At 65.3% G+C, this 26,921-nt stretch carries 23 protein-coding genes and 1 tRNA gene; 10 read left to right on the top strand and 14 right to left on the bottom strand.

What is annotated here, in order from left to right:
* Positions 1–101 precede the first annotated feature (101 nt).
* The 4 genes from atpB to ASB57_RS20895 form a co-directional block, all read right to left on the bottom strand.
* Complete coding sequence (gene atpB, locus ASB57_RS20880) at positions 102–983, bottom strand: F0F1 ATP synthase subunit A (protein WP_057653951.1); 882 nt, start codon at positions 981–983, stop codon at positions 102–104.
* A 69-nt stretch (positions 984–1,052) separates the two neighbouring features.
* Entirely contained in the window at positions 1,053–1,457 is a 405-nt protein-coding gene (locus ASB57_RS20885) for an ATP synthase subunit I (RefSeq protein WP_057656314.1), read from the bottom strand.
* A 797-nt stretch (positions 1,458–2,254) separates the two neighbouring features.
* Entirely contained in the window at positions 2,255–3,748 is a 1,494-nt protein-coding gene (locus tag ASB57_RS20890) for a DUF1254 domain-containing protein (protein ID WP_057653952.1), read from the bottom strand.
* Positions 3,749–3,915: 167 nt separating this feature from the next.
* Entirely contained in the window at positions 3,916–4,692 is a 777-nt protein-coding gene (locus ASB57_RS20895) for an enoyl-CoA hydratase (protein ID WP_057653953.1), read from the bottom strand.
* A 188-nt stretch (positions 4,693–4,880) separates the two neighbouring features.
* On the opposite strand from ASB57_RS20895, the gene ASB57_RS20900 reads away from it, so the two are divergent.
* Positions 4,881–6,647: a M61 family metallopeptidase gene (locus tag ASB57_RS20900; protein WP_057653954.1), complete on the top strand. Its 1,767-nt coding sequence runs from the start codon at positions 4,881–4,883 to the stop codon at positions 6,645–6,647.
* Positions 6,648–6,661: 14 nt separating this feature from the next.
* Here the strand turns inward: ASB57_RS20900 and ASB57_RS20905 are convergent, their stop codons facing one another.
* Positions 6,662–7,651 carry an NAD(P)/FAD-dependent oxidoreductase gene (locus ASB57_RS20905; RefSeq protein WP_057653955.1) on the bottom strand — a complete coding sequence of 330 codons (990 nt, stop codon included), beginning with the start codon at positions 7,649–7,651 and terminating at the stop codon, positions 6,662–6,664.
* 232 nt (positions 7,652–7,883) lie between these two features.
* On the opposite strand from ASB57_RS20905, the gene folB reads away from it, so the two are divergent.
* Together folB and ttcA are read left to right on the top strand one after the other, a co-directional pair.
* A complete protein-coding gene (gene folB, locus ASB57_RS20910) occupies positions 7,884–8,243 on the top strand; it encodes a dihydroneopterin aldolase (protein ID WP_057653956.1) in 360 nt (119 codons plus the stop codon).
* A 20-nt stretch (positions 8,244–8,263) separates the two neighbouring features.
* The gene (gene ttcA, locus ASB57_RS20915) at positions 8,264–9,259 is read left to right on the top strand and encodes a tRNA 2-thiocytidine(32) synthetase TtcA (RefSeq protein ID WP_057653957.1); all 996 of its coding nucleotides are present in this window, start codon (positions 8,264–8,266) and stop codon (positions 9,257–9,259) included.
* Positions 9,260–9,304: 45 nt separating this feature from the next.
* Here the strand turns inward: ttcA and ASB57_RS20920 are convergent, their stop codons facing one another.
* The 5 genes from ASB57_RS20920 to hemA form a co-directional block, all read right to left on the bottom strand.
* Positions 9,305–9,877, bottom strand: a complete 573-nt coding sequence (locus ASB57_RS20920) for a UbiX family flavin prenyltransferase (protein ID WP_057653958.1) — start codon at positions 9,875–9,877, stop codon at positions 9,305–9,307.
* Positions 9,874–10,200, bottom strand: a complete 327-nt coding sequence (gene grxD, locus ASB57_RS20925; RefSeq protein ID WP_057653959.1) for a Grx4 family monothiol glutaredoxin — start codon at positions 10,198–10,200, stop codon at positions 9,874–9,876. The genes ASB57_RS20920 and grxD overlap by 4 nt, the downstream gene beginning before the upstream one ends.
* A 66-nt stretch (positions 10,201–10,266) precedes the next feature.
* Positions 10,267–11,079, bottom strand: coding sequence for a peptide chain release factor N(5)-glutamine methyltransferase (prmC, locus tag ASB57_RS20930; RefSeq protein WP_156414226.1), 813 nt, complete (start codon positions 11,077–11,079; stop codon positions 10,267–10,269).
* Positions 11,080–12,159, bottom strand: coding sequence for a peptide chain release factor 1 (prfA, locus tag ASB57_RS20935; RefSeq protein ID WP_057653960.1), 1,080 nt, complete (start codon positions 12,157–12,159; stop codon positions 11,080–11,082).
* An 83-nt stretch (positions 12,160–12,242) separates the two neighbouring features.
* Positions 12,243–13,517: a glutamyl-tRNA reductase gene (gene hemA / locus ASB57_RS20940; RefSeq protein WP_057653961.1), complete on the bottom strand. Its 1,275-nt coding sequence runs from the start codon at positions 13,515–13,517 to the stop codon at positions 12,243–12,245.
* 229 nt (positions 13,518–13,746) lie between these two features.
* Between hemA and ASB57_RS20945 the strand changes: the two genes are divergently transcribed.
* A tRNA-Phe gene (locus tag ASB57_RS20945) sits at positions 13,747–13,822 on the top strand.
* Positions 13,823–13,887: 65 nt separating this feature from the next.
* Here ASB57_RS20945 and ASB57_RS20950 read toward each other — a convergent pair.
* Genes ASB57_RS20950 through ASB57_RS20960 form a run of 3 tightly spaced genes read right to left on the bottom strand, consistent with a single transcriptional unit; the run spans position 13,888 to position 18,550 of the window.
* On the bottom strand, positions 13,888–15,294 hold the full coding sequence (locus ASB57_RS20950) for an efflux transporter outer membrane subunit (RefSeq protein ID WP_231755208.1): 1,407 nt from the start codon (positions 15,292–15,294) through the stop codon (positions 13,888–13,890).
* Positions 15,294–17,366, bottom strand: coding sequence for a MacB family efflux pump subunit (locus ASB57_RS20955; RefSeq protein ID WP_057656317.1), 2,073 nt, complete (start codon positions 17,364–17,366; stop codon positions 15,294–15,296). The genes ASB57_RS20950 and ASB57_RS20955 overlap by 1 nt, the downstream gene beginning before the upstream one ends.
* Positions 17,366–18,550, bottom strand: a complete 1,185-nt coding sequence (locus ASB57_RS20960) for an efflux RND transporter periplasmic adaptor subunit (protein ID WP_057653962.1) — start codon at positions 18,548–18,550, stop codon at positions 17,366–17,368. The genes ASB57_RS20955 and ASB57_RS20960 overlap by 1 nt, the downstream gene beginning before the upstream one ends.
* A 195-nt stretch (positions 18,551–18,745) precedes the next feature.
* Here ASB57_RS20960 and ASB57_RS20965 point away from each other — a divergent pair, with 195 nt between their 5' ends.
* The 3 genes from ASB57_RS20965 to ASB57_RS20975 all read left to right on the top strand — a co-directional run bounded on the left by ASB57_RS20965 (position 18,746) and on the right by ASB57_RS20975 (position 21,231).
* Positions 18,746–19,294: a FecR domain-containing protein gene (locus ASB57_RS20965; protein ID WP_057653963.1), complete on the top strand. Its 549-nt coding sequence runs from the start codon at positions 18,746–18,748 to the stop codon at positions 19,292–19,294.
* A gap of 153 nt (positions 19,295–19,447) precedes the next feature.
* Entirely contained in the window at positions 19,448–20,740 is a 1,293-nt protein-coding gene (locus ASB57_RS20970) for an SLC13 family permease (protein WP_057653964.1), read from the top strand.
* A 62-nt stretch (positions 20,741–20,802) separates the two neighbouring features.
* Positions 20,803–21,231 (top strand): hypothetical protein, encoded by a 429-nt coding sequence (locus ASB57_RS20975; RefSeq protein WP_057653965.1) that lies wholly within the window; start codon positions 20,803–20,805, stop codon positions 21,229–21,231.
* Position 21,232: 1 nt separating this feature from the next.
* Here the strand turns inward: ASB57_RS20975 and ASB57_RS20980 are convergent, their stop codons facing one another.
* On the bottom strand, positions 21,233–22,138 hold the full coding sequence (locus ASB57_RS20980) for a LysR family transcriptional regulator (RefSeq protein WP_057653966.1): 906 nt from the start codon (positions 22,136–22,138) through the stop codon (positions 21,233–21,235).
* A gap of 196 nt (positions 22,139–22,334) precedes the next feature.
* On the opposite strand from ASB57_RS20980, the gene ASB57_RS20985 reads away from it, so the two are divergent.
* The 3 genes from ASB57_RS20985 to ASB57_RS20995 all read left to right on the top strand — a co-directional run bounded on the left by ASB57_RS20985 (position 22,335) and on the right by ASB57_RS20995 (position 26,870).
* A complete protein-coding gene (locus tag ASB57_RS20985) occupies positions 22,335–23,825 on the top strand; it encodes an NAD-dependent succinate-semialdehyde dehydrogenase (protein ID WP_057653967.1) in 1,491 nt (496 codons plus the stop codon).
* Between the two features lie 108 nt (positions 23,826–23,933).
* Positions 23,934–25,565: a GMC family oxidoreductase gene (locus tag ASB57_RS20990; RefSeq protein WP_057653968.1), complete on the top strand. Its 1,632-nt coding sequence runs from the start codon at positions 23,934–23,936 to the stop codon at positions 25,563–25,565.
* Between the two features lie 108 nt (positions 25,566–25,673).
* Entirely contained in the window at positions 25,674–26,870 is a 1,197-nt protein-coding gene (locus ASB57_RS20995; RefSeq protein ID WP_057653969.1) for an ABC transporter substrate-binding protein, read from the top strand.
* Positions 26,871–26,921 lie beyond the last annotated feature (51 nt).

A 26,921-nucleotide genomic window follows, 5' to 3' on the forward strand; every position in this document is an offset into this window, starting at 1 on the left:
TCAAAAATATTGGTGAAGGGGTAAAGCAGGGTACAGCGCTATGCAAGAGGATCTTGCGGCCGGCACGGGAATGCTCCCCCGCACCGGCGAACTCGGGGCGATCAATGCCCTTCGTGTGCCTGGCCGATGTAGACCAGGGTCAACATCATGAAGATGAAGCCCTGCAGCAACACGATCAGGATGTGGAAAATTGCCCAGATGGAGCCGGCCAGAATCTGACCGACGCCCAAACCGATGCTGGTGGCGTTCCAGCCCGTCCAGGCGCCGCCCAGCAGGGCGATCAGCATGAACAGGAGCTCACCGGCAAACATGTTGCCGAACAACCGCATGCCCAGCGAAACGGACTTGGCGGCGTACTCGATGAGGTTCAGCAGCAGGTTGAACGGCAGCAGGACCACGGCCATGATGCCGTGACCATGGAAAGGCGCGCTGATCAGATCCTTGACGAAGCCGCCCGGGTGCTTGATCTTGATGCCGTAATAGAACATCAGCAGCAGCACGCCCAGCGACATGCCCATCGGCACGTTCAGGTCGGCGGTCGGCAGAATGCGGTGGTAGTACAGGGGATCGCCGTGATGCGAACCCAGGCCGATCCAGCGGAAGATGGTGGCGGGCAGATCGACGGGAACGAAGTCCAGCGCGTTCATCATGACGATCCACAGGAACACCGTCAGCGCCAGCGGCGACACGAAGCGACGCGACACTTCATTGTGGACGATGCCCTTGGCCTGCTCTTCGACCATGTCCACCAGCGATTCCACGAACATCTGGAAACGGCCGGGAACGCCACTGGTCGCCTTGCGGGCGGCGCGCCAAAGGAAGAACACCACGACCAGGCCCATCAGGATGGACCAGAACAGGGAGTCGTAGTTGACGATATTGAACTGGGCGATAGCGGACTGCTTCTCACCCAGGTTGTTCAGATGCACCAAGTGATGCTGGATATATTCCGACTGAGGCGACACGTCGCTGGCGGCAGCCATGTGATTCCTACCCTGTTTGCTGTCGCTGGCGCGGGCGCCAGCCGTTAGAACGAAAACTTTGATGCGTCGCTATGACAACTTGCCTGTCATCAGCAGCAGCACATGCCCTTTGAGCACGCACAACAAGCCGATCAACAGCGCTGGCCAGACGATTTGGCCACGGCCCAAATACACCGTAAGCCCCAACAACAGAACCGTCATGCCCAACTTGAATGCTTCGCCCAGGAAAAACGTGAACGGATTGGCCCGCCCAGGTTGGTGCGCATTGATCAACAAACGCAGCGCGAACAGGGAATTCGGCAAAAAATATGCTCCCGCCCCCGCCAACGCCGACCATGCTGCCGCCGACCCCGCTACCCACCCAGCTATCACTGTCGCCAGCAGCGCCATCACACCTTGAGCAACGACCGCTCGTACCAGTCCCCGGCCCGCCTTCGCATCCAGCGCCGCCTTGTCCGCGGCACTGAGTTTGATAGCTTCCGGCTCGTACGCGTGAACGTCCGCCGCGCCTTGCGCGACCCGGCTCGCATCTGATGCGCCCCGGTTTTCCGTCCCCTGCCCGATCATGCCGCCCCCTGGCCACGCCTGCCGACTTTCGTCGCCATCCGCGCCCCGGTTGTATTCACTATTGCTCACCACTCATTTACCTCCACCGCGCCTTTCGGCCGGGTCCCGCTGACTTGCCCGTTCTTGTCATTCCGTAACTTCCAGGGATCTCGAACCGACCGTTTGTGTCACGACACGCCGACGCTTACGCGCCGCATGGTGAACTGCAAGCGGACCGTTAAAACCGACCTATCTACCTGAAATTTCTACGAAAACCGAACGAACAGAGATGCTTCGGACCGCGTGGGCGTTGCGCCTGGGCTCGATGTTCGAGACCCGCTGAGCTGCCCGTGGGGATGTCTATGTTGTGATTTGAACTTGACGATAGTGAAGCTTGTGTAATGAATCCCTAACAGAATCCAACGGATTCCTTAACCGAACCCTACGAATTCCCTGCCGCCGACGCGACTATTTGTTTACCCTGCACGCGTCAAACTATTGGAGTATAGCGTGTTAGTTACCGCCCCCGCAAACGAAATAGCTGACGCTGAACTGAGCAGCGTGAATTTAATCCGGGGACATATAGGACGTCAAAGCGCAAAAAAAGGCGGCCGGTGAGGGCCGCCTAATGGCGCGATCCCGGCCGCGGGGACAAGCCACGGCCGGCCGCGATCAGCGCGGCGCCGCCGGGTGTCCCCGGACGGCGTTGTTTCGATACATCATCATCAGTCACGCTGCACGGGCGGCGGCGCCCAGCCGCCGTCCAGCGCGAGATTGCGCGGCCAGTACAGACGCATGTTCATCATGAAGGGACCCGACTCCGGCGTCGGCAGCCAGTTGCTCTGCTTCTCGCGGCTGGGCACCTTGTGCTGGACGTAGATGTCCAGCGAACCGTCCGAGTTGTACTTCAGCGCATCGGTGCTGTGGATGGCGTATTTGTTGGCCTGGTTGGCGGCGAACGCCTGGTTCGGGCCGTACAGCATCACGGACCAGAAGGCGTTGACCGGGGGCAGCTGACCCTTGTCGAAGTGCAGGACGTAGTCCTCGCCGGCATCCAGGGCGCGACCCTTGGAGTCGATCGAGGTGACCGGGTACATCACGTCTTCCGGCACGCCGGCGCCCAGGCCCGCATACGCGATGGACGCGCGGCGCAGGTAGTCGGTGCCGTAAGTGCCGATGCCCTCGGACACGGTGTTCCAGCCGTTATAGCCGTCGCCCAGGTTCGCCACGTAATCGGCGATGCGGCGGCCGGCTTGCGGGCCGGCCTGGGCCAGGGCCTGCTGCACCGACGGGTCGAGCCGGGTGTACGAGAACGGCTGGCCGGTGCCTACCCCGATGCGGCGCAGGCGGTCCAGGATGGGATAGTCATTGGCGTGCGGGGGGTTGTTGCGCACGGCATCGGCGAAGATTCCCCAGAAGGTCGCGGCGTCCATCGCGGCAACCTGGTCGGCCGGCGGGGTCTGGGTATTCAGGGTGGGATCGACCGTGCCGGCGGCCGGCATATAGGGGCGCGCGCCGGCCTGGCCGTAAGCGGGGCTGACCGTGCTCAGGGGCTGGGTGATCAGGCCGGCCTGCCACTGGTTCACGCCAGGATAGTCAGCGGGACCATTGGTCTGCACGTGTCCCAGCACCCAACCGGTGGAGGTGGGGCTGCGCACCACGTCCACGCCGGGCGGGACGGTGCCTTGCCAATACGGACCGACGATGGCGAAGGCCTGCGCCTGATTGCCGTTGGTGCGGGTGCCGCGCGACGCGAAGACGTCGGTCCACAGATCCAGCAGGGTCAGGAAGTAATAGCGATTGCCGGCCTCCGGCACGCGCACGATCAACGGCTCGCGGCTGACGTCGTACCACATGCTGGAATACAGCGTGTCGGTACTGGGCCAGCGGGTGTTGGGCGTGTTCGCGTCGGGGAAGGCGGTCTTGTGGCCGAAGACGTTCATCGGCGCCCGTCCGTCGATGGGCGTCTGCACGTTCGTCGCGTTGCGGCGGGTCAGCTCCATCAGCACCAGCGGATAGGCATAGACGTAGGCATCGACGGCGATGTCATGCAATTCCTGCCCACTGACGGCAGGCGCCGCGACCGGCGCGGCGGCCGGGGTCTCGGAGACCAGGCGGAAGGTCGGACGCGGGGACTGCGCCGCGGCTGCGCAGCTCATGCCGATCGCGCAGACCAGGACAGCCAGACGCAATGGGCGAGAACGTGAAAGTGTACGCATCGAGTGCTCCTTGTTATTTGCCTGAGGCTGAACAGACGCGCTCTTCAGCAAGCAGGATGCCAGCGGCCGGCGAGCGCCTTGTTGCGGGGGCACGTATGCCTCCGGCGAGTCAGGTAATCAGGGGTTACCAGGATAGGCCGGGGACATGAAACAAGGGGAAACGAATGCTAACGATGCTTGAAGCGGGCCTCGCGTTTTTCGACGAAGGCGGCCATGCCCTCCTTCTGGTCCTCAGTGCCGAACAGGGAATGGAACACGCGGCGTTCGAACAGCAAGCCTTCGTTGAGCGAGCCCTCGAAGGCGCGATTGACCGATTCCTTGGCCATCATTACCGACGCGATCGACATCGACGCGATGACGGTGGCCACTTCGATGGCTTCGTCCAGCAGCTTGGCGGCGGGCACGATGCGCGAGACCAGGCCCGCGCGCTCGGCTTCCTCGGCGCCCATCATGCGGCCGGTGAGGATCAGGTCCATGGCCTTGGCCTTGCCGACGGCGCGCGGCAGGCGCTGGGTGCCGCCCGCGCCGGGAATCACGCCAAGCTTGATTTCCGGCTGGCCGAACTTGGCGGTGTCGGCGGCGATCAGCAGATCACACATCATGGCCAGTTCGCAGCCGCCGCCCAGCGCGTAGCCGCCGACTGCCGCGATAACGGGCTTGCGCACGCGCTTGAGCGTCTCCCAATTGCGGGTGATGTAGTCGCTGCGATAGACATCCATATAGGACCAGTCCTTCATGGCGCCGATGTCGGCGCCGGCGGCGAAGGCTTTTTCACTGCCTGTAATGACGATCGCGCCGATACCGTCGTCCTGTTCGAAGGCCAGCAAGGCGCTGCCCAGTTCGTCCATCAGGGCGTCGTTGAGCGCATTCAGCGCCTTCGGCCGGTTAAGCGTCAACAAGCCGACCCGGCCACGGGTTTCGACCAGCACCAACGATTCGCTCATGGTTGTCTCCTGATTGCCGGCCCCGGCGGGGTTACGGCGATGGTTGTACAAAAAATGGCGGAGCGGCCCCGCGGACGGCGCCCCGCTGTGAACCCTGACGGCGTAAATACTCGAACACTTAAAGACGATTTTTTAGCATTTAGAATGCGGCAATCGATTACCCATTAATCAGCCCGCCACCGCAACCCATGACCCATCCCGTAATTTACCGCTTGGAACCCCATGATCCGGCCGGCCATCGCTTTCGCGTCACGCTGACGATAGACGCGCCCGACCCCGATGGCCAGTCCCTGTCGCTGCCGGCATGGATTCCGGGCAGTTACCTGATCCGGGATTTCTCGCGCCAGATCGAAACGTTGACGGCACGCGCGGGCGGGCGCCGCCTGCGGGTGCGCAAGACCGATAACCATACCTGGAAAGTGGCGCCTTGCGACGGCCCCCTGGTGGTCGACTACACGGTCTATGCCTGGGACTTGTCGGTGCGGGGCGCGCACCTGGACGAAAGCCACGGCTTCTTCAACGGCACCAGCGTCTTTTTGTGCGTCGACGGCCAGGCCCATCAACCCTGCCTGCTGGACCTGGCGCCGCCGCGGGCCATAGCCGACTGGAAGGTCTATACCAGCCTGCCCGAGGCACGCGGCGAAGCCGGCGCGGCACGGCGCCATGGCTTCGGGCTGTATCGCGCGCCGGACTATGACGCGCTGGTCGACCACCCGGTGGAAATGGGCACGCCGCAGGTGGCGCGCTTCGAGGCGCATGGCGCCGAGCATGAGCTGGTGTTCACAGGCGTGGTACCGCGCCTGGACCTGGCGCGCATCGTCGAGGACGTGAAACGCATCTGCGAGACCCAGATCGCGTTTTTCGAACCGCACAGCAAGCGCGCGCCCTTCCTGGACAGCAGCGACCGCTATGTCTTCATGACCATGGTCACCGGCGACGGCTACGGCGGCCTGGAGCATCGCGCATCGACCGCGCTGATGACGGCGCGCAAGGACCTGCCGGTGAAAGGCCAGATCGGCCAGGGCGAAGGCTATCGCACCTTCCTGGGCCTGGTCAGCCATGAGTACTTCCACACCTGGAACGTCAAGCGCATCAAGCCGGCGGCGTTCGCGCCTTATGACCTGCGCCAGCCCGCGCTGACCAAGCTGCTGTGGGTGTTCGAGGGTTTCACTTCCTACTACGACGATCTGTTCCTGCTGCGGTCCAACACCATCACGGACAAGGACTACCTGCGCATGCTGGGCAAGACCATCACCACGGTGACGCGCGGGCCCGGCCGTCTCAAGCAGTCGGTGGCGCAAAGCTCCTTCGATGCCTGGACGCGCTATTACAAGCAGGACGAGAACTCGCCGAATGCCATCGTCAGCTACTACACCAAGGGCTCGCTGGTGGCGCTGGGGCTGGACCTGACCATCCGCCAGGCGTCGGCGGGCCGCCATTCGCTCGACGACGTCATGCGTTTGCTTTGGCAACGCTATGGCCGCGACTTCTATCAGGGCAAGCCGCAAGGCATCGCCGAGGACGCCCTGCCCGCGTTGGTGCGCGAGGCGACCGGGGTGGACGCGCGCGCCTTCATCGAACGCTATAGCGAGGGGCAGGCGGATCTGCCGCTGGCCGAACTGCTGGCCACGCAAGGCATCACCTTGCAGTGGAAGACGGCATCGAATCTGCCCAATCTGGATGCGCGCACGCGCAAGCAGGGTGACGGCGTGGTGCTGGCCGGCGTGCTGGAAGGCGGGGCCGCGCACAAGGCGGGCTTGTCGGCCGGCGACGAGCTGGTCGCTATCGATGGACTGCGGGTGGCCGGGCCCGCCGGGCTGGAGATACTGCTGGCGCAGTACCGGCCGGGCGACACGGTGACCATGCACGTGTTCCGGCGCGACGAACTGCGGTCCTTCCGCGTGCGGTTGGCGGCGCAGGCGCCCTTGGATTGCGTGTTGACCGGCGCGGCCTGAGTCCGCCAGGCGGGCTAACGCTCCAAGGCGGCCTGGATCGCCTTGGCGGCGACCACGCCGTCCGCCATGGACGTCACCACACAGGGGTGCATGCGATTGGCCACTTCGCCGATGGCGTAGACGCCGGCGGCGCTGGCACGCGCGGTGGCGAAGTCGGTGTGGATGTAGCCGCGCTCGTCGCGCCGCAGCTCCAGCGCGGCGGCGAAATCCGCCTGCGGTTCCCAGCCATACAGCACCAGCAACAGATCGTAGGGATGGCCGTCGACCTGACGGGCCGCCGGGTCCACCCGGTAGCTGCCCACCCGCAGGTCCGCCGCCGGGACGGCATCCACCAGCTGAGGCCGCGCTCGCACGCCACGGGCATACAGGTGCACCGTGCGCGCGCCCCGGCCTTTTACATAGGCGTAATTTTCGAAGCCGTTGTCGCCGCCGCCTAGGACGGCCACCGACAGGCCCGTAAAGTCCTGCTCGACGATCCCCGAGCCCGGTCCCACCAGCACCCCGGGCCAACGGTCGCCCGGCGCCGCCCCCGCCAGATTGCGCGCGCGCACGCCGGAGGCGATGACCAGATGGCGGCCATACAGGGTTTCCGTGGCGCCCGGCGCAGCGCCGGCCTGCTTACCCGACTCACCCTGCTCGCTCGGCTCATCCTGCTCACGCTGCCCGTCGGCACCACCCGCCGAAGTATCAATGTGCGCATGTTTCTGCACCGTCACGGCAAAACCCGCGTCCGTGCGGGCGACCGCCACGGCGCGGCGGCCGCGCCGCACCTCGACACCAGCAGCTTCGACGCTGCGGGCGATGTTGGCGCCCACCTGCTGCCCGGTCACGCCAGGCAAGGTGGCGATCCAGTCGTCCGCGAAGGGATTGTCATTGGGCAGGCCACCCAGGCGTTCATCGGCCTCCACCAGCAGCGGCGCCAGTCCCAACCGGGCCAGCCAGATGGCGCAAGACGCCCCGGCCGGGCCGCCTCCCACGATGATGGCGTCGCTATAGTGCGGCATTTCAATCTTTGCTCAAGTTGAGTATGAGGAGAATTGTAGCGGCGGCCACGTCGACCCGGGTCCCGCCTGGAGGGCAGAGGGCACGGCCCGGCCCGGGTCTTGCTCCAGGCCGGGCTTGGCCTAGTCCTGGTACTGGCCAGCGGCCAGGGAACGCCCCGGCCCCGGTGCCACGGCCGCGCGCCGCCGTCCTGGGGGAATTACAATGCGGGGGCTTATTCCCCTCCCCGACATCATGCCTACCCGCCGCATCATTTTTTCCCGCCTCGCTCTCGACGCCCGCATCGGCATCCTGGAACACGAGCGCCGCGCCACGCAGCCGCTGCACGTCGACGCTGAAATCGACGTCGACATCACGCGCGACGTAGACGACCACGACATCCACAGCGTGCTGGACTATCGCGCCCTGCGCGAGGCCATCGTGGCGGTTTGCACCCATTCGCACGTCAACCTGATCGAAACGCTGACCGAGCAGGTCGCGGAGCGCCTGATGAGCGAATTCAAGGAAATCCGCGCGGTGCGCATCCGCATCAGCAAACCGATGGCGTTTTCCGATTGCGCCGCCGTCGGCGTGGAAATCTACAGCAGCCGCTGAGCGCCCTGCCCCGCACCATCATGAATGCTCTCGACCCGTCCGTCGCCGTGTCCCCAGCCGAGCCGTCCGCGGCCGCGCGCGCCAAGGTCCGCCTGGAGGCCAACAAGCTGGCCAAGCGGCTGGCGCGCGAAACCACGCGCGCGCTCTCCGACTACAACATGATCGAGGCGGGCGACCGGGTCATGGTCTGCCTGTCCGGCGGCAAGGACTCCTACGGCCTGCTCGACATCCTGATGCGGCTGCGCGAACGCGCGCCCTTCCCCTTCGAGCTGATCGCGGTCAACCTGGACCAGAAACAGCCGGACTTTCCGTCGGAGGTCCTGCCCAACTATCTGCGCGAGCTGGGCATTCCCTTCCACATCGAAACGCGCGACACCTATTCCGTGGTCAAGCGCCTGGTGCCGGAAGGCAAGACCATGTGCTCGCTATGCTCGCGCCTGCGGCGCGGCATTCTCTACCGCGTGGCCGACGAACTGGGCTGTACCAAGATCGCCCTGGGCCATCATCGCGATGACATCCTGGGCACGTTCTTCCTGAACATGTTCTACGGCGCCAAGCTCAAGGCCATGCCGCCCAAGCTGGTGTCCGACGACGGCCGCCACACCATCATCCGTCCGCTCGCGTATATCGAGGAATCCGACCTCGCGGCCTATGCGGCGGAAAAAGCCTTTCCCATCATTCCGTGCAATCTGTGCGGCACGCAGGAAAACCTCAAGCGCAAGGAAGTCGGGCGCATGCTGCGCGACTGGGACCGGCAGTTTCCGGGCAGGTCATGGAGCATCTTCAACGCCCTGGCCAGCGTGGCGCCGTCGCATCTGATGGACCGCCAGCTGTTCGATTTCGCCGGCCTGCGCCCCACGGGCCAGCCCGACGCCAATGGCGACACCGCCTTCGATCAGGATGAGCCGCAAGCCGGGGAGTCTGGCGATGCGCAGACCTGTGGCACCTCGGCATCGCAGAAAAGCGCGCAGGATGAACCGCGCGAGGCGTCCCTGCGTTTCGTCAGGTTCGAATAAACAAGGTCCCGGCCAAGCAGGTCGGCTACCTACCCGTGAACCGGGTCAGGTGCCTTCCCATTCCGGAGCGGGCACCGCGATGTCGAACAGGCCCAGCACCCGCGCCACCGTGTGGTCGACCATCTGCTCGATAGAGGTGGGCTTGAAATAGAAGGCCGGCACGGGCGGAAACACGATGCCGCCCATTTCCGTGACGGCCGTCATATTGCGCAGGTGCGCCAGGTTGTAGGGCGTTTCCCGCACCATCATCACCAGCCGGCGCCGCTCCTTGAGCGTGACGTCGGCCGCGCGCGTGATCAGATTGTCGGCCAGCCCGTGGGCCACGGCCGCCAGGGTCCGCATGGAACACGGCACGATCACCATGCCGGCCGTGGCGAACGCGCCGCTGGCCAGGGTCGCACCGACATCGCGCACGCTGTAGGCGTGGTCCGCCAGGGCGTGCAGCGCTTGCCGGCCCATGTCCAGTTCATGCTTGGTGTTGAGCACGCCGGACGCCGACACCACCAGATGCGACTCGATATCGTCGACCTGCTGCAAGGCCTGCAGCAGGCGCACCGCATACAGGGAACCGGTGGCGCCGGTCACGCCGACTACCAGCCGGCGCTTGGGCTGCGTCACGCAGTAGCTCCGGCGGTTTCGAGCATCTGCTTCAGTTCCCCGCTTTCGTTGAGCTCGTTCATGATGTCCGAGCCGCCAACGAATTCACCAGCGATATACAGCTGGGGAATGGTGGGCCAGTTCGAAAACGTCTTGATGCCCTGGCGGACTTCGTCGTCCTCCAGGACGTTGACGGTGACCAGCTTCTTCACGCCACAGCCCTTCAGCAGCTGGATGGCCTTGCCGGAAAAACCGCATTGCGGAAACTGGGCCGTACCCTTCATGAAGAGCACCACCGGGTGCTGGGTAACCGTTTCACGCAGGAATTCTTGAACGTCGCTCATGGTTGACTCTCTGGGCCAGTGGGCCCGCAAGGAAATGGGGTCTAGGAAAAATAGAGAATGGGCTAATTATAGGTATCCGCCGGAAATCCGCTCGATACCGGCCAGATCGCGCCGGCTGTCGGCACCGCGCAGCCCTGCCGCCGTCAGCAATTCGCGCACCGCCGGGGCCTGGTCCCAACCGTGTTCGACCCACAAAGCGCCGCCCGGTTTCAAGTGGGCGGGCGCCCCCGCGATGATGGTGCGCAGGGCGCTCAGGCCATCGGCGTCGTCGGTAAGGGCCTGACGGGGCTCGAAACGCAGGTCGCCCTGTTCCAGATGGGGGTCCTGGCGCGATATATAAGGGGGGTTGGACACGATCAGGTCGAATTTCTTCACGGCCGTCAGCGCGTCGTACCAGCTTCCCGGGGAAAAATGCACCCGGGCCTTGAGCCGTAAGGAATTCTCAGCCGCCACCTTGAGCGCGGCCAGGCTGTAATCGGTGGCCAGCACAGCCACGTCCGGCCGGGCCAGGGCGATGGAGATGGCGATGGCGCCGCTACCCGTCCCCATGTCCAGCACCGACAGCGAGTCGAAGCCGCGCAGCCATTCCAGGCCCGTTTCCACCAGCAATTCGGTTTCCGGCCGGGGGATGAGGACGTCCGGCCCCACCTTGAACATATGGCCCATGAATTCGCGCTCGCCCAGCAGGTAGGCGATGGGCTCGCCGGCCGCCCGGCGCGCGGCCAGCACGGTGTAGGCCCGCACGGCGTCGGCCGGCAGGGGGTCGGTGTCATGCGCCAGGATCCAGCTGCGCGGCTTTTGCAGCACGTGTTCCAGCAACATGCGCGCCTCCAGCCTGGGCAGGCCGGCGGCGAACAGGATGTCCTTGGCGCAGGCCACTCAGTCCTCGCCCAGGGCGGCCAGCAGCTCGGCCTGGTGTTCGGCGATCAGGGCGCCGACCAGTTCATCGAGGTCGCCTTCCATGATCTGCAGCAGCTTGTACAGGGTCAGGTTGATGCGATGGTCGGTCAGGCGGCCTTGCGGAAAGTTATAGGTGCGGATGCGCTCCGACCGGTCGCCGCTGCCGATCAGGCTCTTGCGCTGCGCCGCTTCCTTGCTCTGGCGTTCGCGCACTTCCTTGTCGCGCAGGCGGGCCACCAGCACCTGCATGGCCTTGTCCTTGTTGCGGTGTTGGGAACGGTCGTCCTGGCATTCCACCACCAGCCCGGTCGGCAAGTGGGTGATGCGAACCGCGGAATCGGTCTTGTTGATGTGCTGGCCGCCCGCGCCGCTGGCGCGGAACGTATCGATCCGCAGCTCGGAGGGGTTGATGACGATGTCCGTCATCTCATCCGCTTCCGGCATCACCGCCACGGTGCAGGCGGACGTGTGGATGCGGCCTTGCGCTTCGGTGGCGGGCACGCGCTGTACGCGGTGGCCGCCGGACTCGAACTTCAGGCGGCCGTAGGCGCCTTCGCCGTCGATGCGGACGATGACTTCCTTGTAGCCGCCCAGTTCCGACGCGCTTTCCGACATCAGCTCGACTTTCCAGCCCACGCGTTCGGCGTAGCGGCTGTACATGCGCAGCAGATCGCCGGCAAACAGCGCGCTTTCGTCGCCGCCGGTGCCCGCGCGGATTTCCAGGAACAGGCTGCGGCCGTCATCGGGATCGCGCGGCAGCAGCAGCAATTGCAGGGACGCGCCCAGTTCTTCGATCCTGGCCTTGGCGATCTTGATCTCGTCCTCGGCCATGGCTTTCATTTCCGGGTCCGCCAGCAGTTCCTGCGCGGTGGCCAGATCGTCTTCGGCGCCCGTGTAGGCGGCGAAGCCCTGCACCACGGGATCGATTTCGGCGCGTTCGCGCGAAAGCTTGCGGAAGCGGTCCATATCGGACGCGGCATCCGGCTCGGCGAGCAGGGCGTCCAGCTCGATCAACCGCCTGGACAATTGCTCCAGGCGGTCACGCATGGAAGATTTCATAGGTCAGCGCAGGAAAGGAAACGGGGGAAACTGCGGCGCGAACCAGAACGGCCGCGCCAGCGGCGAACACGCGGCGAGAGCCGCTAACGCCGATTGTCGCGGCCGGGGAAGAGGCGCGGCACCATGGCCAGCAGCTGGGTGCGGTCGTCGCCTTCGCTGCGGTTGAGGGCTGCGAGCGGCGCGTGAAGGTATTTCTGTGTCAGGGCGTGGGCCAGCTGCTCCAGCACCGCTTCGGGCGACTCGCCACGCGCCAGCATGCGGCGGGCGCGGTCGAGTTCAGCGGCGCGCACGTCGTCGGCGGCGGCATGCAGGTCCTGGATGACCGGCACGACGGCACGCGTCTGCAGCCAGTGCATATAGTTCTGCACGCGGCTTTCGATGATGGATTCGGCCTGTACCACGGCGGCCCGGCGGGCGTCGGTGCCGCTTTGCACCACGCGGCCCAGGTCATCGACGGAATACAGGTAGATGTCGTCCAGGCGGCCGACTTCGGGTTCGATGTCGCGCGGCACCGCCAGATCGATCATGACGATGGGGCGGTGGCGGCGTTGGCGCGTGGCTCTTTCCACCATCCCCAGACCGAGGATGGGCAGTGAGCTTGCCGTACAGGACACGATGACGTCGAATTCCGCCAGGCGGTCCGGCAGGTCGGCCAGCTTCATGGTGCTGGCGCCGAAGCGGCCCGCCAGAGTTTCGGCGCGTTCCGTGGTGCGGTTGGCGACCACCATGTCGCGCGGCTTCTGGGCGGCGAAGTGGGTGGCGCAGAGTTCTATCATTTCGCCCGCGCCGATGAACAGCGTGCGGGCTTCGGACATATTGCCGAACACGCGTTCGGCCAGGCGCACGGCGGCGGCGGCCATGGACACCGATTCGGCGCCGATGGCGGTTTGCGAGCGCACTTCCTTGGCGACCGAGAAGGTGCGCTGGAACAGTTGATGCAGCAGCGTGCCCAGCGAACCGGCTTCGCCGGCGGCGCGTACGGCGTCTTTCATCTGGCCGACGATCTGGGTTTCGCCCAGCACCATGGAGTCGAGGCCGCTGGCCACGCGGAAGGCGTGACGCACGGCGCCGTCCTGCTGATGGCGGTACAGATGCGGTTGCAGGTCGACGGCCTGGATGCGGTTGACGTCGGCCAGCCAGGCCGGCAATTGCTCGGCCACCTGCGGCTCGGCCGCACAGTAGACCTCGGTGCGGTTACAGGTGGACAGGATGGCTGCCTCGCGCACCCTGCCGCCGAACGCGGAGCGCAGGCCTTCGAGGGCCGGGCGCAGCAGGTCGACGGGCATGGACACGCGCTCGCGCACCGAGACCGGAGCGGAGGTGTGATTCAGGCCGAAAGTAAGAACGTCTACCGACATTTGGACTTAATCCGCGTGCAACACGGACTTGGGGAACTAGGAGGGCCGGGCGTGGTTGAACCGGGTGGATCGCCAGACGCGGGGCTCCCAGGCGAGTGCGATTATAACGCTTGGCGTCGAAATGACAGATTGCGACAGTCCGGACGGGCACAAGGTTTAACTTGGCTCAAACTTTTTGAGGGTGGCTGAGCACAGATCCAAAAAATTGTGTATAGTTGCGGACTTCGTTGGCCTGGTAGCTCAGTCGGTAGAGCAGAGGATTGAAAATCCTTGTGTCGGTGGTTCGATTCCGCCCCAGGCCACCAAAGATTTCCAAAACGCTCAGCTTCGGCTGGGCGTTTTTCATTTCCGCGCCGGTTTTTGCGAACTGTCAGCCGGCCGGCGCGTCCTGGCGCCAGCCGCCGCCCAAGGCTTTGTACAAGGATACGGAGGCCTGCAGGCGGGACAGGCGCAGCACTACGGCGGCGTCTTCGGCGTCGTACTGGACGCGCTGGGCGTCGAGCAGGGTCTGTAACGTGATGGCGCCGGCGCGGTAGCGGGATTCGGCCAGGCGGACGGACTCGCGGGCCTGGGCTACGACTTCGTCCTGGTCCTGCTGCTGACGCGCATAGCCGTCCAGGGCATTGAGCGCCGTCTCCACATCGCCCAGGGCCTTGATGATGGCGCCACGGTAATCGGCCAGCAGCTCTTCACGGCGCGCCAGCGCCCGATCACGCTGGCCGGACAAGAAACCATTATTGAAGATGGGCGCGGTCAGGCCGGCAGCAAGATCATGGATGGGATGGTCGAACAGGCCGCGCAAACGATCATTGCCATAACCGCCACTCGCGGTCAGGGTCAGACTGGGCAACATGGCGGCACGCGCCACGGTGACATCGGCATCGGCCGCCGCCAATTGACGTTCGGCCTGGGCCACGTCCGGCCGTTGCGTGAGCAAGTCGGACGGCACACCGGCGCTGGCACTGGGCGCCTGCACAGCGTCCAAGGTGGCGCCCGCGACAGCAATGGCCTGCGACGGTTTGCCGGCCAGAATGGCCAGCGCGGTCTGGCTTTCGCGCGCCTGCTGGTCGTAAAGCGTGACGGCCTGACGCAGACTGGCAACCAGGCCGCGCTGCTGGCTCAGATCCAGGGCGGTGGCGGCGCCGGCGCGGTACTGCGAATCGATGAAAGCGAGAATGCGCTCGCCCGCCGCCAGATTGCGGCGCGCGATGTCGGCGCGCTCGCGTGATGCCAGCGTCTGCAAATAGGTGTTCACCACACCGGCCGTCAAGGTCATCAGGACGGCGGCGCGGCTGTACTCGGTGGCGGTCAACGTGGCCAGCGCCGACTGCCAGGCCGCGCGATTACCTCCCCATAGGTCCAGCTCGTAGCTGGCCGACAGACCCGCGTTGTAGCTGGTGTACGCGGAATAGCCGGTCTGCTTCAGACGGTCGACCTTGAAATTTGCATCGACCTTGGGCAGTAACGGCGCCCCGGCGACGACCGCCGATGCCTCGGCCTGGCGCACCCGCGCGGCCGCCGCGGCGACGTCGTAGCTGTCCACGCGCGCCTGCTCGACCAGCCGGGACAGTTCAGGATCGCCATAACCGCGCCACCAGGTCGCGTCCACGCGGGCCGCGTCCGCGGCATTGGGCGCCTGCCAGCCGGCAGGCAGCGCCAGATCCGCCTTGGTCTGCGCCACGGGCAGGCCGCAGCCGTTCAAGGCCAACGTGGCGCAAAGCGCCACCATGATGGCGGTGCGACGGCACGGAATCTTATGACACTGCTTATTCATCATTACTCACTCGCCAACGCCACGACGGGATCCAGCCTGGCGGCCTGGCGCGCCGGCATGAAGCCGAAGATCAAACCCGTGGCCAAGGCGCAGCCGAACGCCCCAAGAATGGCCCGCACGGAAAACAGCACCGGCGCGCCCGCCGCGAGCAAGGCGATCCCCAAGCCCAGGCCGATCACCACGCCCAGGGCGCCCCCCACCAGGGACACCACCACCGCCTCGCTAAGGAATTGCCGCTGGATATCCCGCTGCCGCGCGCCCGTGGCCATGCGGATGCCGATCTCGCGCGTGCGTTCACGCACCGTCATCAGCATGATGTTCATCACCCCGATGCCGCCCACCAACAGGGAAATCGCCGCGATCAGTCCAAGCAGTATCGTCAGGGTCTGCTGGGTCTCCTGCTGCGCCTTCACCGCGGCGGCCGCATTGAAGATCTTGAAGTCTTCCATGCGATGCGCGGCGGTCAACGTTTCCGTGATCGCTTTCTGCGTTTCAGAAGACTTGGAAATATCATCGATCGCCACCGAAATCCACGACAGGTTGGTAAGGCCCAACACGCGCCGGCTGCCGGTGGAGAAAGGAATCAACACCACGTCGTCGTCATCGGAATCCCCCGTCAGGGCGCCCTTCTCTTTCATCTCGCCGATGACCTGGAACGGCACGTTGTTCACGAGCATGTACTGGCCGACCGGACTGGCGTCGCCATACAGCCGGTGCGCCACCTTCTTGCCCAGCACCGCCACCGTCGCCAGTTCGCGGTCATCCCGCGCCGTGAAGAACACGCCGCGCGCGGTTTCCCAATGCATGATCTGGGGCGCATGGCTGGCCACCGACCACAGCGACACGGAACTGCTGATGTTGCCCGCACGCAGCGTCACCTGTCCTTTCAGGAAAGGAATCGCGTCGGCGACGTTGGGCACGCGCCGTACGATGTCCACGTCGGCCTCCTTCAAGGTGCCACCCAGCGCGCGCGGATCATCGCTGCCGGGAATAACGTACATGCGATTCGCGCCGTAAGCGGCCATCTTGGCCATCACGTTCGCCTGCGCGCCCGCGCCGACCGCCAACATGACGATCACCGAGGCCACCCCGATGATGATCCCCAACAGGGTCAATATGGTGCGAAAACGGTTGACGGCCAAGGCACGCCGCGCGGAGATCAGAGCTTCGCGGATATCGGCCCAGGGACTGGCCGTGTGCGCCACGCCCTCCTCCATGCGTGCCGCGAAATCGCGTGTGGTCGTCAAGGCCGATGACGGCGACTGCGACTGCGCTGGAGTCGCTGTCGCGCCGGCAACCCCGGCATCCAGGCAGGGGGCCGGCGTGCCGGAATCCGCGATCACCTGGCCATCGCGCACTTCGATGATGCGCCGCGCCTGCTGCGCCACGCTGCGATCGTGTGTGATCAAGATGATGGTGTGGCCGGCGTCGGCGAGCTCCTTGAGCAAGGCCATCACTTCGGCGCCGCTCTTGGTGTCCAGCGCTCCGGTCGGCTCGTCGGCCAGGATGATGTGGCCGCCGTTCATCAACGCACGCGCGATGGAGGCACGCTGCTGCTGCCCGCCGGACAACTGGCTGGGCAGATGCTCCATCCGGTCTTCCAGCCCCAGCCGGGTCAGCAGGGCACGCGCGCGGCTTTCCCGCTGGCGCGCCGAACCGCCGGCATAGACGGCGGGCACCTCGACGTTGCGCAAGGCATCCAGGGAGCGGATCAGGTGATAGCCCTGGAACACGAAACCGAACGCCTCGCGCCGCAGCCACGCGAGCTCATCGGCGGAGAACGTGGCGATGTCCTGGCCGGCGTAGCGGTATTCGCCGGACGTGGGGCGGTCCAGACACCCGAGAATATTCATCAGCGTCGACTTGCCGGACCCCGACGCGCCCATGATGGCGACGAACTCGCCTTCGGAGATACTCAGCGAAACGCCGCGCAACACGTCAGTGGCGGGGCTGCCGTCCGTGCCGCCGTAAGACTTGCGGATATCACGCAGTTCGATCAGAAACGGCACCGCGCCGGCGGCCGCCGTAGCGCCTTCCGAAGCGCCAGTCGAAAATTCCGGCGATTTTTCCGCCATCACCACTGAACCTTCCCATCCGCGGCGCGCTCACGGCGGATGCTCGTGACGATACGATCGCCCTCCTGCAAACCCGACCGCACCTCCGCTTGCAAGCGATCGCGCACGCCCGTCTGGATTTCACGGGTTTCGATCTTGCCGTCGGCCAGGCGCACCTGCGCGGTATAGACCCCCGGCTTGTCCGCCACGGCGTGCATGGACGGCAGGGGCGCCACCAATACATTCTTGGCGGCGTCCTCGACGAAGAAGACCTGCGCGCTCATTTGCGGCATCAGCGCGCCATCCGCGTTATCGACGTCGAACAGCACGGTGTACAGCACCACCTTGCCCGCGCCCGGCGTGGCCGGCGCCTTCTGGCCGCCGCTGGCGGTATCGGATTCGGGCGGATTGGGCGGCGCGGGCAAGATCTGCCGCACGCGCCCGGTCCAGCGGCGCTCGTCACCCAGGGTCTTGAAGTAGACCGCCATGCCCGGCTTCACGCGCCGCACGTCGGCTTCGGAAACCTCCGTCCACACCGTCATCGAGGACAGGTCGGCGATACGCAGGATCTTGGGCGTCTGGTACGTCGCGTTCAAGGTCTGCCCTTCCCGCGCGTCCAGGGTGACGACGGTGCCCGCCATGGGCGCGAAGATACGCGTATAGCCCAATTGCGCCTGATCCCCCTTCAAGGTGGACGAGGCGCCGGCGATCTGCGCCGTCAGGCTGGCAATGCGGGCTTCGGCCACGCGCAGGTCGGCGTAAGCGGTCTGCACGTCTTCCTGGCGCGTGGAGCCTTCGCGGGCCATGCGTTGCTGGCGTTCGTACTTCTGCCGGGCCAGATCGCGCTGGGCCTGTTGCTCGGCGCGCTGCGCCCGCAGGCCATCCAGCGCGGCGATATCGGCATCGACCTTGGATTGCTGGACGGCGGGATCGATTTCCACCAGCAGGTCGCCCTTGTTGACCTTGCTGCCCGCGTGGACGGCGATACGCCGGATCTCACCGGAGGCCTGCGCGCCGACGTCCACATAACTGCGCGGCTGCAAGGTCCCCAGCGCGGTGACGTTGACCTCGATGTCGCCGCGGGCGATCGGAACGGTGTCGACCACCTCGCGCGTACGCAGCAGGAGCCACGCGGCGAGGACCAGGAGAATGACGACGGTGGGGATGATTATGCGAGAAAAAGGCCGTTTCGATGGCTTGGGCATGCAGTATCTCAATGCGGGAGTTCCGTCCTGGTCGAAGCTTGGGACCAAGGCGCCGTCGACGAGTTCCACGCGCGGGCAACTTGCGCGCGAAGGCATCTTATAGATGTAGACGCATGAGAACGGCATTTCCCCCACTCATTTTGAGAAAAATCTATACTTCAGGCCGAAAAAGATTCACCTGGTAGAACCGCCGCCATGCCGCGCCACCGTCCTTTGCCCACGTATCGCGCTGCCTATCAGGAAGAACAGCTGCGCCGCCGCCGCGCGGGTCGCCTGGGAGTGGCCATCATGCTCGTGGTACTGGCAGCGATCACCTTGCCGGAGCTGCTGGCCACGCCTACCTATAGCGCGCGCCTTCCCGCCGCCACGGAAAACCAGCCCGCGACCATCCTGCCCGACGGCTCCCAGGCCGCGCTGGAACAGGGCACCGTGCTCGACGTCGAATACTACAAACATCGCCGTGAAGTCACGATGGAGGACGGCGCGGCGGAATTCCGCATCGCCAAGGATGCGAACCGGGCCTTCGTCGCCAAGGCCTTCATCGTGGCGGCACGTACCGAAGATGGCGCGAGTTTCGGCATGCGCCGCGCCGGCAGCGCCGTCCGCGTGGAAGTGCGGTCGGGCACGGTGGAGGTGAGCGAAGGCCGGCGGGGCATGCGCCGTTCGGTGATGGTGTACGCGGGCCAGGGCGTGCAGACCAAGCCCGAAGGCGGACTGACGCGGGTGTTCCTTCTCGAACAGTAAGGCGGGTGTCCGGGCCTTGGCCTCAAGGGATATCCCAAGGGAAGATCCCTGAGGGAGGGCCCGGACGATTTTTAAATTCGGCCGATTCGTCTTATTCTCCGCAGCGAACATAAAAAGCCTGGATACGCTTATCCATAGGCGGAGGAGACGTACGTGGAGCATGGCTTGTTGCCGGCCGCCATTCTGGTGACCGTGACCATCGTATTGTGGGCGACCGCAAGACTGCCGGAATATCTGGTCGCGTTGCTGTTCTTCGCCGCCGCGGCGATTCTGCACGTGGCGCCCGTCGACGTCATCTTCTCCGGCTTTGCGTCGGCGGCGTTCTGGCTGGTATTGAGCGGATTCGTGCTGGGCCTGGCCATCCGCAAGGTCGGTTTGGCCGACCGCATGGCCGGCGCGCTGTCCGCCAGCCTGGACGGCTCCTGGCCGCGCATGGTGGGCGGCGTCATCCTGCTGACCTATGGCCTGGCCTTCGTGATGCCGTCGAACATGGGCCGCATCGCGCTGCTGATGCCGATCATCATGGCCCTGGCCGATCGTGCCGGCCTGGCCGAGGGCAGCCGCGGCCGCGTGGGCCTGGCCTTGGCGGTGGGCATGGGCACGTACCAGCTGTCTGCCAGCATCCTGCCCGCCAACGTGCCCAATCTGGTGATGGCGGGCGCCGCGGAACAGGCCTATGGCCTGCATTTCGCGTACCTCTCGTATTTCTTCCTGCATGCGCCCGTGCTGGGGCTGGTAAAGGGCCTGGCACTGCTGGCCACCATCTGCGTCATGTTCCCGGCCAAGCCGCAAACCATCGCCGCGGTGGCGACGCGCAAGCCGCTCAGCGCCGCGGAAAAACGCCTGAGCCTGCTGCTGGTGCTCACGCTGCTGCTATGGATGACCGATACCGTGCACGGCATTTCGCCGGCCTGGGTGGGCCTGGCCGCCGCTTGCATCTGCCTGTTGCCGCGCGTCGGTTTCCTGACCGGCGACGAATTCGCCAGCGGCGTGAACGTCCGCACCTGCCTGTATGTGGCGGCCATTCTTGGGCTGGCCGCCCTGGTCACCGCGACCGGACTGGGCCATGCCATCGGCGGCTGGCTGCTGGCCTTGCTGCCGCTCGATCCCGCCCAGCCTCTGCGCAACTTCGCCGCGCTGGCCGGCCTGACCAGCGTGCTGAATTTCGTCGTCACCGCGAATGGCGTGCCGGCGCTGTACACGCCGCTGGCGCAATCGCTGGCCGACGGCTCGGGCATGACGTTGCTTACCGTGCTGATGATCCAGGTGATCGGCTATGCGACGCCGGTGCTGCCCTACCAGGCGGCCCCGCTGGTGGTGGCCATGGGCATGGGCAAGGTGGCGCCACGCGACGGCCTGAAACTATGCCTGGTCATCGCCGCCTTCACGGCCATCGTCATCGTGCCGCTGGACTATGCGTGGTTCAAGCTGCTGGGTTGGATATAAACTCGCGCCCGCGGCTCTCCTCGCCGATGAATCTGCCCTAGCCACTCACAAGAAGGATAGACATGCTGTTCCGCCTCGCCGCCCTGCTCCTGTCAAGCGCATTGCTGTCGGCCTGTTCGACGACTCCCATTACGGAAACCAACGGCACGCAAGTCCCCCCGGAGCGCGTCTATGCAGCTGAGTTGGTGGCTTCTCGTGATGAAAATCCCGGCAAGGGCGTCATCGCTTTCTTCCGTGACTCGGGCTTTGTCGGCAGCGCATGCAGGTACACGATTTATATCGACAACCGCAAATCGTTCGCGATGGACTCCGGCGAATACCTTTCCGTGGCGCTGGATCCAGGCCACCATATCCTGCGCCTTACCACGGGCGTGGCCCTGTGCCCGAACATCATGATTTCGGAGCAGACAGACCTGAAAGAAGGCGAGCGCCAGGTCTATCGCATATTGCTACCGTCCGGCGAGTCATTGCGTCTGGTCCGCATGCAGTGATTCACCCTCCCTGATCCCCTTCCCGGCGCTTGCCCAGATGGTGGACGAACAGCTTGGCCGCCGTGGGCAGCGCGTCGAACGCGCGCACGCAGATCTGGATCTTGCGGCGCGCCCAGGTCTCCGACAGGGGGATGATGCGAAAGTTGAACATCACGGAATAGCGCCGCGCCAGCTCCAGCGGCAGCACGCCCACCCCCAGCCCTGAATCGACCATGAAGCACAGGGCATCGAAACCGGTGCACTGCACCTTCAGCCGGATATTGCGTTTCTCGTCGTTGGCGGCGTTGGTCAGCACGCGATTGATGGCGCTGCCGCGATGCAGGCCGATGAAGTCATAGTCCAGGGCATCGACGAAGCGGAAACCGGGCCTGTCAACCAACGGATGATCCGCCGGCACGACCAGCGCCAGCACATCCTCGCGATAAGGAAAGACCTCGACATCGGAATCCGGCGCCTCTCCCGAAAAAATCCCCACGTCGGCCGCATTCTCCACCACCGACTTGATGATGGCGGAAGTGATCTTCTCTTCCAGGTCCACCTGCACATTGGGGTACTCGCCGAGAAACGCCTTGATGTCTTCCGGCAGGAACTGCGTGATCGCCGAAATATTGGCATGCACGCGAATGAAGCCGCGCAGGCCGATCGCGTACTCGCGCATATGCACGGCAATATCATCCAGTTCATGCAGCGCGCGCCGCGCCATGGTGGATAGCTCCACACCCGCCGGCGTCGGCCGTATGCCCTTGTTGGTGCGTATCAACAGACGTATGGACAGCGTCTCTTCCAGCTCGCTGATGCGCTTGCTGACCGCCGCCGCGGCGATATGTTCGCGCTCCGCCGCCGCCGCGATGGTGCCCAGCTCGACCACGCTGATAAAAAGCTTGAGGGAAAGAGGATCGAGACGCATGGCCCGCGGACACCAGAACACTAGGGATTCGCCGCCATTGTAGCCAGCTCAGCCGTTTGCCATCGCGAACGGCGATGGCAGCATCACAAATGGCTGCTTCGGTTCATCGCCGGGCCGTTGCTAGACTGCGAAAAAACCCAGTCCCGGCCACGTTTTCCCCAGGGAAAGCGCCGGAGCAAGAGAGCGAGACAAGTAAATGACTTTGCGCAATGGCCAACTGCTGCGGCAGCAGGCATATATCGGCGGCACCTGGTGCGATGCCGACAACGGCGCCACCATCACGGTGCGCAACCCCTACGACGGCAGCACCCTGGGCACGGTTCCGAACCTGGGCGCCGACGAAACGGCCCGCGCCATCGCGGCAGCCGATGACGCCCTCCCCGCCTGGCGCGCCAAGACCGGCAAGGAACGCGGCGCCATCCTGCGCAAATGGCAGCAACTGATAGAACAGCACGCGGACGACCTGAGCCTGCTGCTGACGCTCGAACAGGGCAAGCCCCTGGCCGAAGCCCGTGGCGAACTGAACTACGCGCTGTCCTTCGTCGAATGGTTCGCCGAGGAAGCCAAGCGGATCTACGGCGATGTCCTGCCGACGCCGCGCGCCGACCAGCGCCTGATGGCGATCCGCCAGCCGGTCGGCGTGGTGGCCGCCATCATCGCGTGGAATTTCCCGTCCGCCCTGGTTACCCGCAAGGTCAGCCCGGCCCTCGCCGCCGGCTGCACCGTGGTGCTCAAGCCTTCGGAACTGACACCCTACACCGCCCTGGCCCTGGCCTGGCTCGGTGAACAGGCCGGCATCCCGCCCGGCGTGTTGAACGTGGTCACCGGCGACCCCGCCCCCATCGGTGGCGAACTGTCCGGCAACGCCACGGTGCGCAAGCTGACCTTCACCGGCTCCACGGCCACCGGCCGCCTGCTCATGCAGCAAAGCGCGTCGAACATCAAGAAGCTGTCGCTGGAATTGGGCGGCAACGCCCCCTTCATCGTGTTCGAGGACGCCGACCTGGACGAGGCCGTGCAAGGCCTGATGGCGTCCAAGTTCCGCAATGCCGGCCAGACCTGCGTCTGCGCCAACCGCGTCTATGTGCACAGCTCGGTGGCGGAAGCCTTCGGTGCCAGGCTGCGTACCGAAATCGAACGCATGAAACTGGGCAACGGCCTGGATCAGGGCGTGACCATCGGTCCGCTGATCGACCAGCGCGCCGTCGCGAAGGTGGGCCGCCTGGTCGCCGACGCCACCGCCAAGGGCGCTCGCGTGCTGGCTGGCGGCAAGCTCGCCACGCCGGACACGCTGCTGTTCCAGCCCACGCTGCTGGACGGCATCACGGAAGACATGGACATCGCGCACGAAGAAATCTTCGGACCCGTGGTGGGCCTCTGTACCTTTGAATCGGAAGAAGCCGTGCTGGCCCGCGCCAACGACAGCGATTCCGGCCTGGCCGCATATTTCTACACCGCCGACCTGGAACGCGTGTGGCGCGTGATGGAGGCCCTGGAATACGGCATCGTCGGCGTCAATACCGGCGCGGTTTCCAACGAAGTGGGCCCCTTCGGCGGCGTGAAGGAATCCGGCATCGGCCGCGAAGGCTCCAAGTACGGCATCGAGGAATTTCTCGAACTGAAGTATGTCTGCCTTGCGGGCAAGACGTTCGCGGGCAAGCCGTCCCAGGCCGCGCGCCAGTCCTAGTCAGGTCTGTCCGGAACGCGGGGGAACTCCGCTTCCGGTCTTTTTCTTACTGGTCCTTTTCTTACTATTTCCCCGGGTACGCGGACGGTCGCCGTCCGTCATCAGGTCATGAACGCTGCCGAACAAACCTCCTTGCGTGACGCCGACGCCTTCGACTACGTCATCGTCGGCTCCGGCGCGGCCGGCTCCATCCTGGCCAACCGCCTGAGCGCCAGCGGCGCGTCGGTCTGTGTGCTGGAAGCCGGTCCGCCGGACCGCAGCCCCTTCCTGCACATCCCCGCCGGTTTCATCAAGGCGGTCTTCAATCCGACCTACGCCTGGCAGTTCTCCAGCGAACCCACCGCGCTGACCAACGGCCGCCGCATTCCCATCCCGCAGGGCCGGACCCTGGGCGGCTCCACGTCCATCAACGGCCTGGTCTACAACCGCGGCCAGGCCGCGGATTACGACCACTGGGCCAGCCTGGGCAATACGGGCTGGTCCTATGAAGACGTGCTGCCCTACTTCAAATCGATGGAGCGGCGGGTCGGCGGCGATGACCGTTACCGCGGCCGCCAGGGCGAACTGCCCGTCAGCGACATCGACTGGATCCACCCCTTGTGCGAGGCCTTCATGACCGGCGCGCAGGAGCTGGGCATGCCGCGCAATCCCGATTACAACGGCGCCACGCAGGCCGGCGTCGGCTACTTCCAGCGCACCATCGACCGCGGCTGGCGCATGAGCACCGCGCGCTGCTTCCTGAAACCCGCCCGCGCCCGCCACGCGCTGACCGTACGCACTTACGCCCAGGCCACCCGCGTCCTCTTCGAAGGCACGCGCGCGGTCGGTGTGGCGTATTGCGACCCGCGCCAGCCATCGTCCGTGCGGGCGGTAAAGGCGCGCCGCGAAGTCATCGTGTCCAGCGGCGCGATCAACACGCCCAAGCTGCTGCAGCTGTCCGGCCTGGGCCCCGCCGACTTCCTGCGCGAGCAGGGCATCGCGGTGGTGCGCGACCTGCCCGGCGTCGGCGAGAACCTGAGCGACCATTACTCGGTCCGGGTGGTGGCGCGCGTGAAGAACATGCAGACCATGAACCAGCTGGTCAAGGGCCTGCGCCTGGCTGGCCAGATCAGCCGCTGGCTGCTGAAGAAGCCCAGCATCATGGCGCTCAGCCCGTCGCTGCTGCACTACTTCTGGCAGTCGCGGCCCGGCCTGGACGCGCCTGACCTGCAAGGCGTGTTCACCCCCGCCAGCTACAAGGAAGGCTACGTCGGCGTGCTCGATGAATTCCCCGGCATGACCACCGGCGTGTGGCAGCACCGCCCGCAAAGCCGCGGCCAGGTGCGCGTGCGGTCCAACGACCCGCTGCAAGATCCCGTCATCAACGCCAACTACCTGGCGCATCCCGACGACCAGATCACCCTGGTGCGCGGCATCCGCCTGGCCCGCAGCCTGTTGCAGTCGCAAGCGCTGGCCCAGTATTTCGATGGCGAATCGCTGCCCGGCGCGCTGTGCCAGTCGGATGACGAACTGCTGGACTTCGCGCGCCGCTACGGCGTGTCGTCCTACCACGTCAACGGCACGGCCCGCATGGGTCCGGCAGGCGATCCGCTGGCCGTGGTCGACCCGCAGCTGCGCGTGCATGGCGTGCAGGCGCTGCGCGTGATCGATTCGTCGGTGATCCCGGCCATGCCGTCGGCCAACATCTGCGCGGCGACCATGATGATAGGCAACAAGGGCGCGAGCCTGGTGCTGGCCTGACGGCACGGCCAGCGCCCATCCGCACAACGAAGTCAGCAAACCAGCATCGATAACCGGTACATACCGCAAGCCCGCCTTCCGGCGGAGCTTCCAAAGGAGAGAGACGCAGTGAACAAGACCTTACTCAAGCGCCTGCACACCACCGTGCTGGCCGCCGCCCTGACCGCCGCCAGCGCCGCGGCCGTGGCCGACGATCTGAAGATCGGCTTCAACAGCGACATGTCGGCCACCGGCAGCGCCGATTTCGGCATCTCCGCACTGGCGGGCGCCCGCCAGGCCGCCGACGAGCTCAACGCCGCCGGCGGTGTGCTCGGCCGCAAAGTGGTGATCGTGGCGCGCGACGATGTCGGCGCGCCGCCCAAGGCCATCCAGAACACCAACGAACTGGTCGACAACGAGAAAGTCAGCGCCATGATCGGCGGCGTGAACTCGGGCAATATGCTGGCCTGGCTGCACATCGTGCAGCAGAAGAAGATCCCGACGATCTCGCCGGTGGCCACCGCCACCGACATCACTGCGCGCTATGCCAAGCAGCCGCCCAACTACATCTTCCGCGTGTCGATGCGCGACCGCGACCAGATCGCCCTGTTGGCCGCCTACGCCGCGCGCGCCAGCAAGAACGGCAAGGTCGCCATCATCGCCGACACCACCGGCTACGGCCAGCAAGGCGCCAAAGACGCGCAGGAGATCCTGGCGCTGCACAAGATCACGCCGGTCGCCAACGAGAAGTTCGGTCCCAAGGACACGGACATGAGCTCGCAGCTGAACAAGATCAAGGCCTCGGGCGCCGATACGCTGATCGTCTACGCGCTGGCCGACTCCAACGCGCACGTCATGCGCAGCCTGGAGAAGATCAACTACTTCCCGGTCACGCTGGCTTCGTGGGCCAACCTCAGCTCGCCTTTCCTGCGCATCGCGGGTCCCGACCTGGCCAAGAAGATGATCTTCACCGCGTCCATCACGGAAGATTCCTCGCCCGAATCCAAGGCGCTCTACGACACCTTGCTCAAGCGCGGCCCGCTGCCCACCTACGTGATGGCGGCCCAGGCGTATGACTCGGTCAAGCTGTTCGCCGCCGCCATGGAGCAGGCCAAGTCCGCCGACGGCGACAAGGTCCAGGCCGCGCTGGACAACCTGACGCAAGCCAAGGGCGTGATCAAGACCTACGAGAAGCCGTTCAACGCCGAGAACCATGAAGCCCTGTCGGTGAAGGATTTCCGTCTGGTGCGCTGGATCGACGGCAAGGTGGTGTCGGTCGACGATGAAGTCACCAAGGCCATCACGCCGGCCGACCTGAAACTCTAAGTACTCGTTTTTATCGTTACCGCGCCCTGCCCCCAAGCCGTTTCGGCCACT

Source organism: Bordetella sp. N (assembly GCF_001433395.1).
In the GTDB taxonomy this organism is placed as follows: domain Bacteria; phylum Pseudomonadota; class Gammaproteobacteria; order Burkholderiales; family Burkholderiaceae_B; genus Bordetella_C.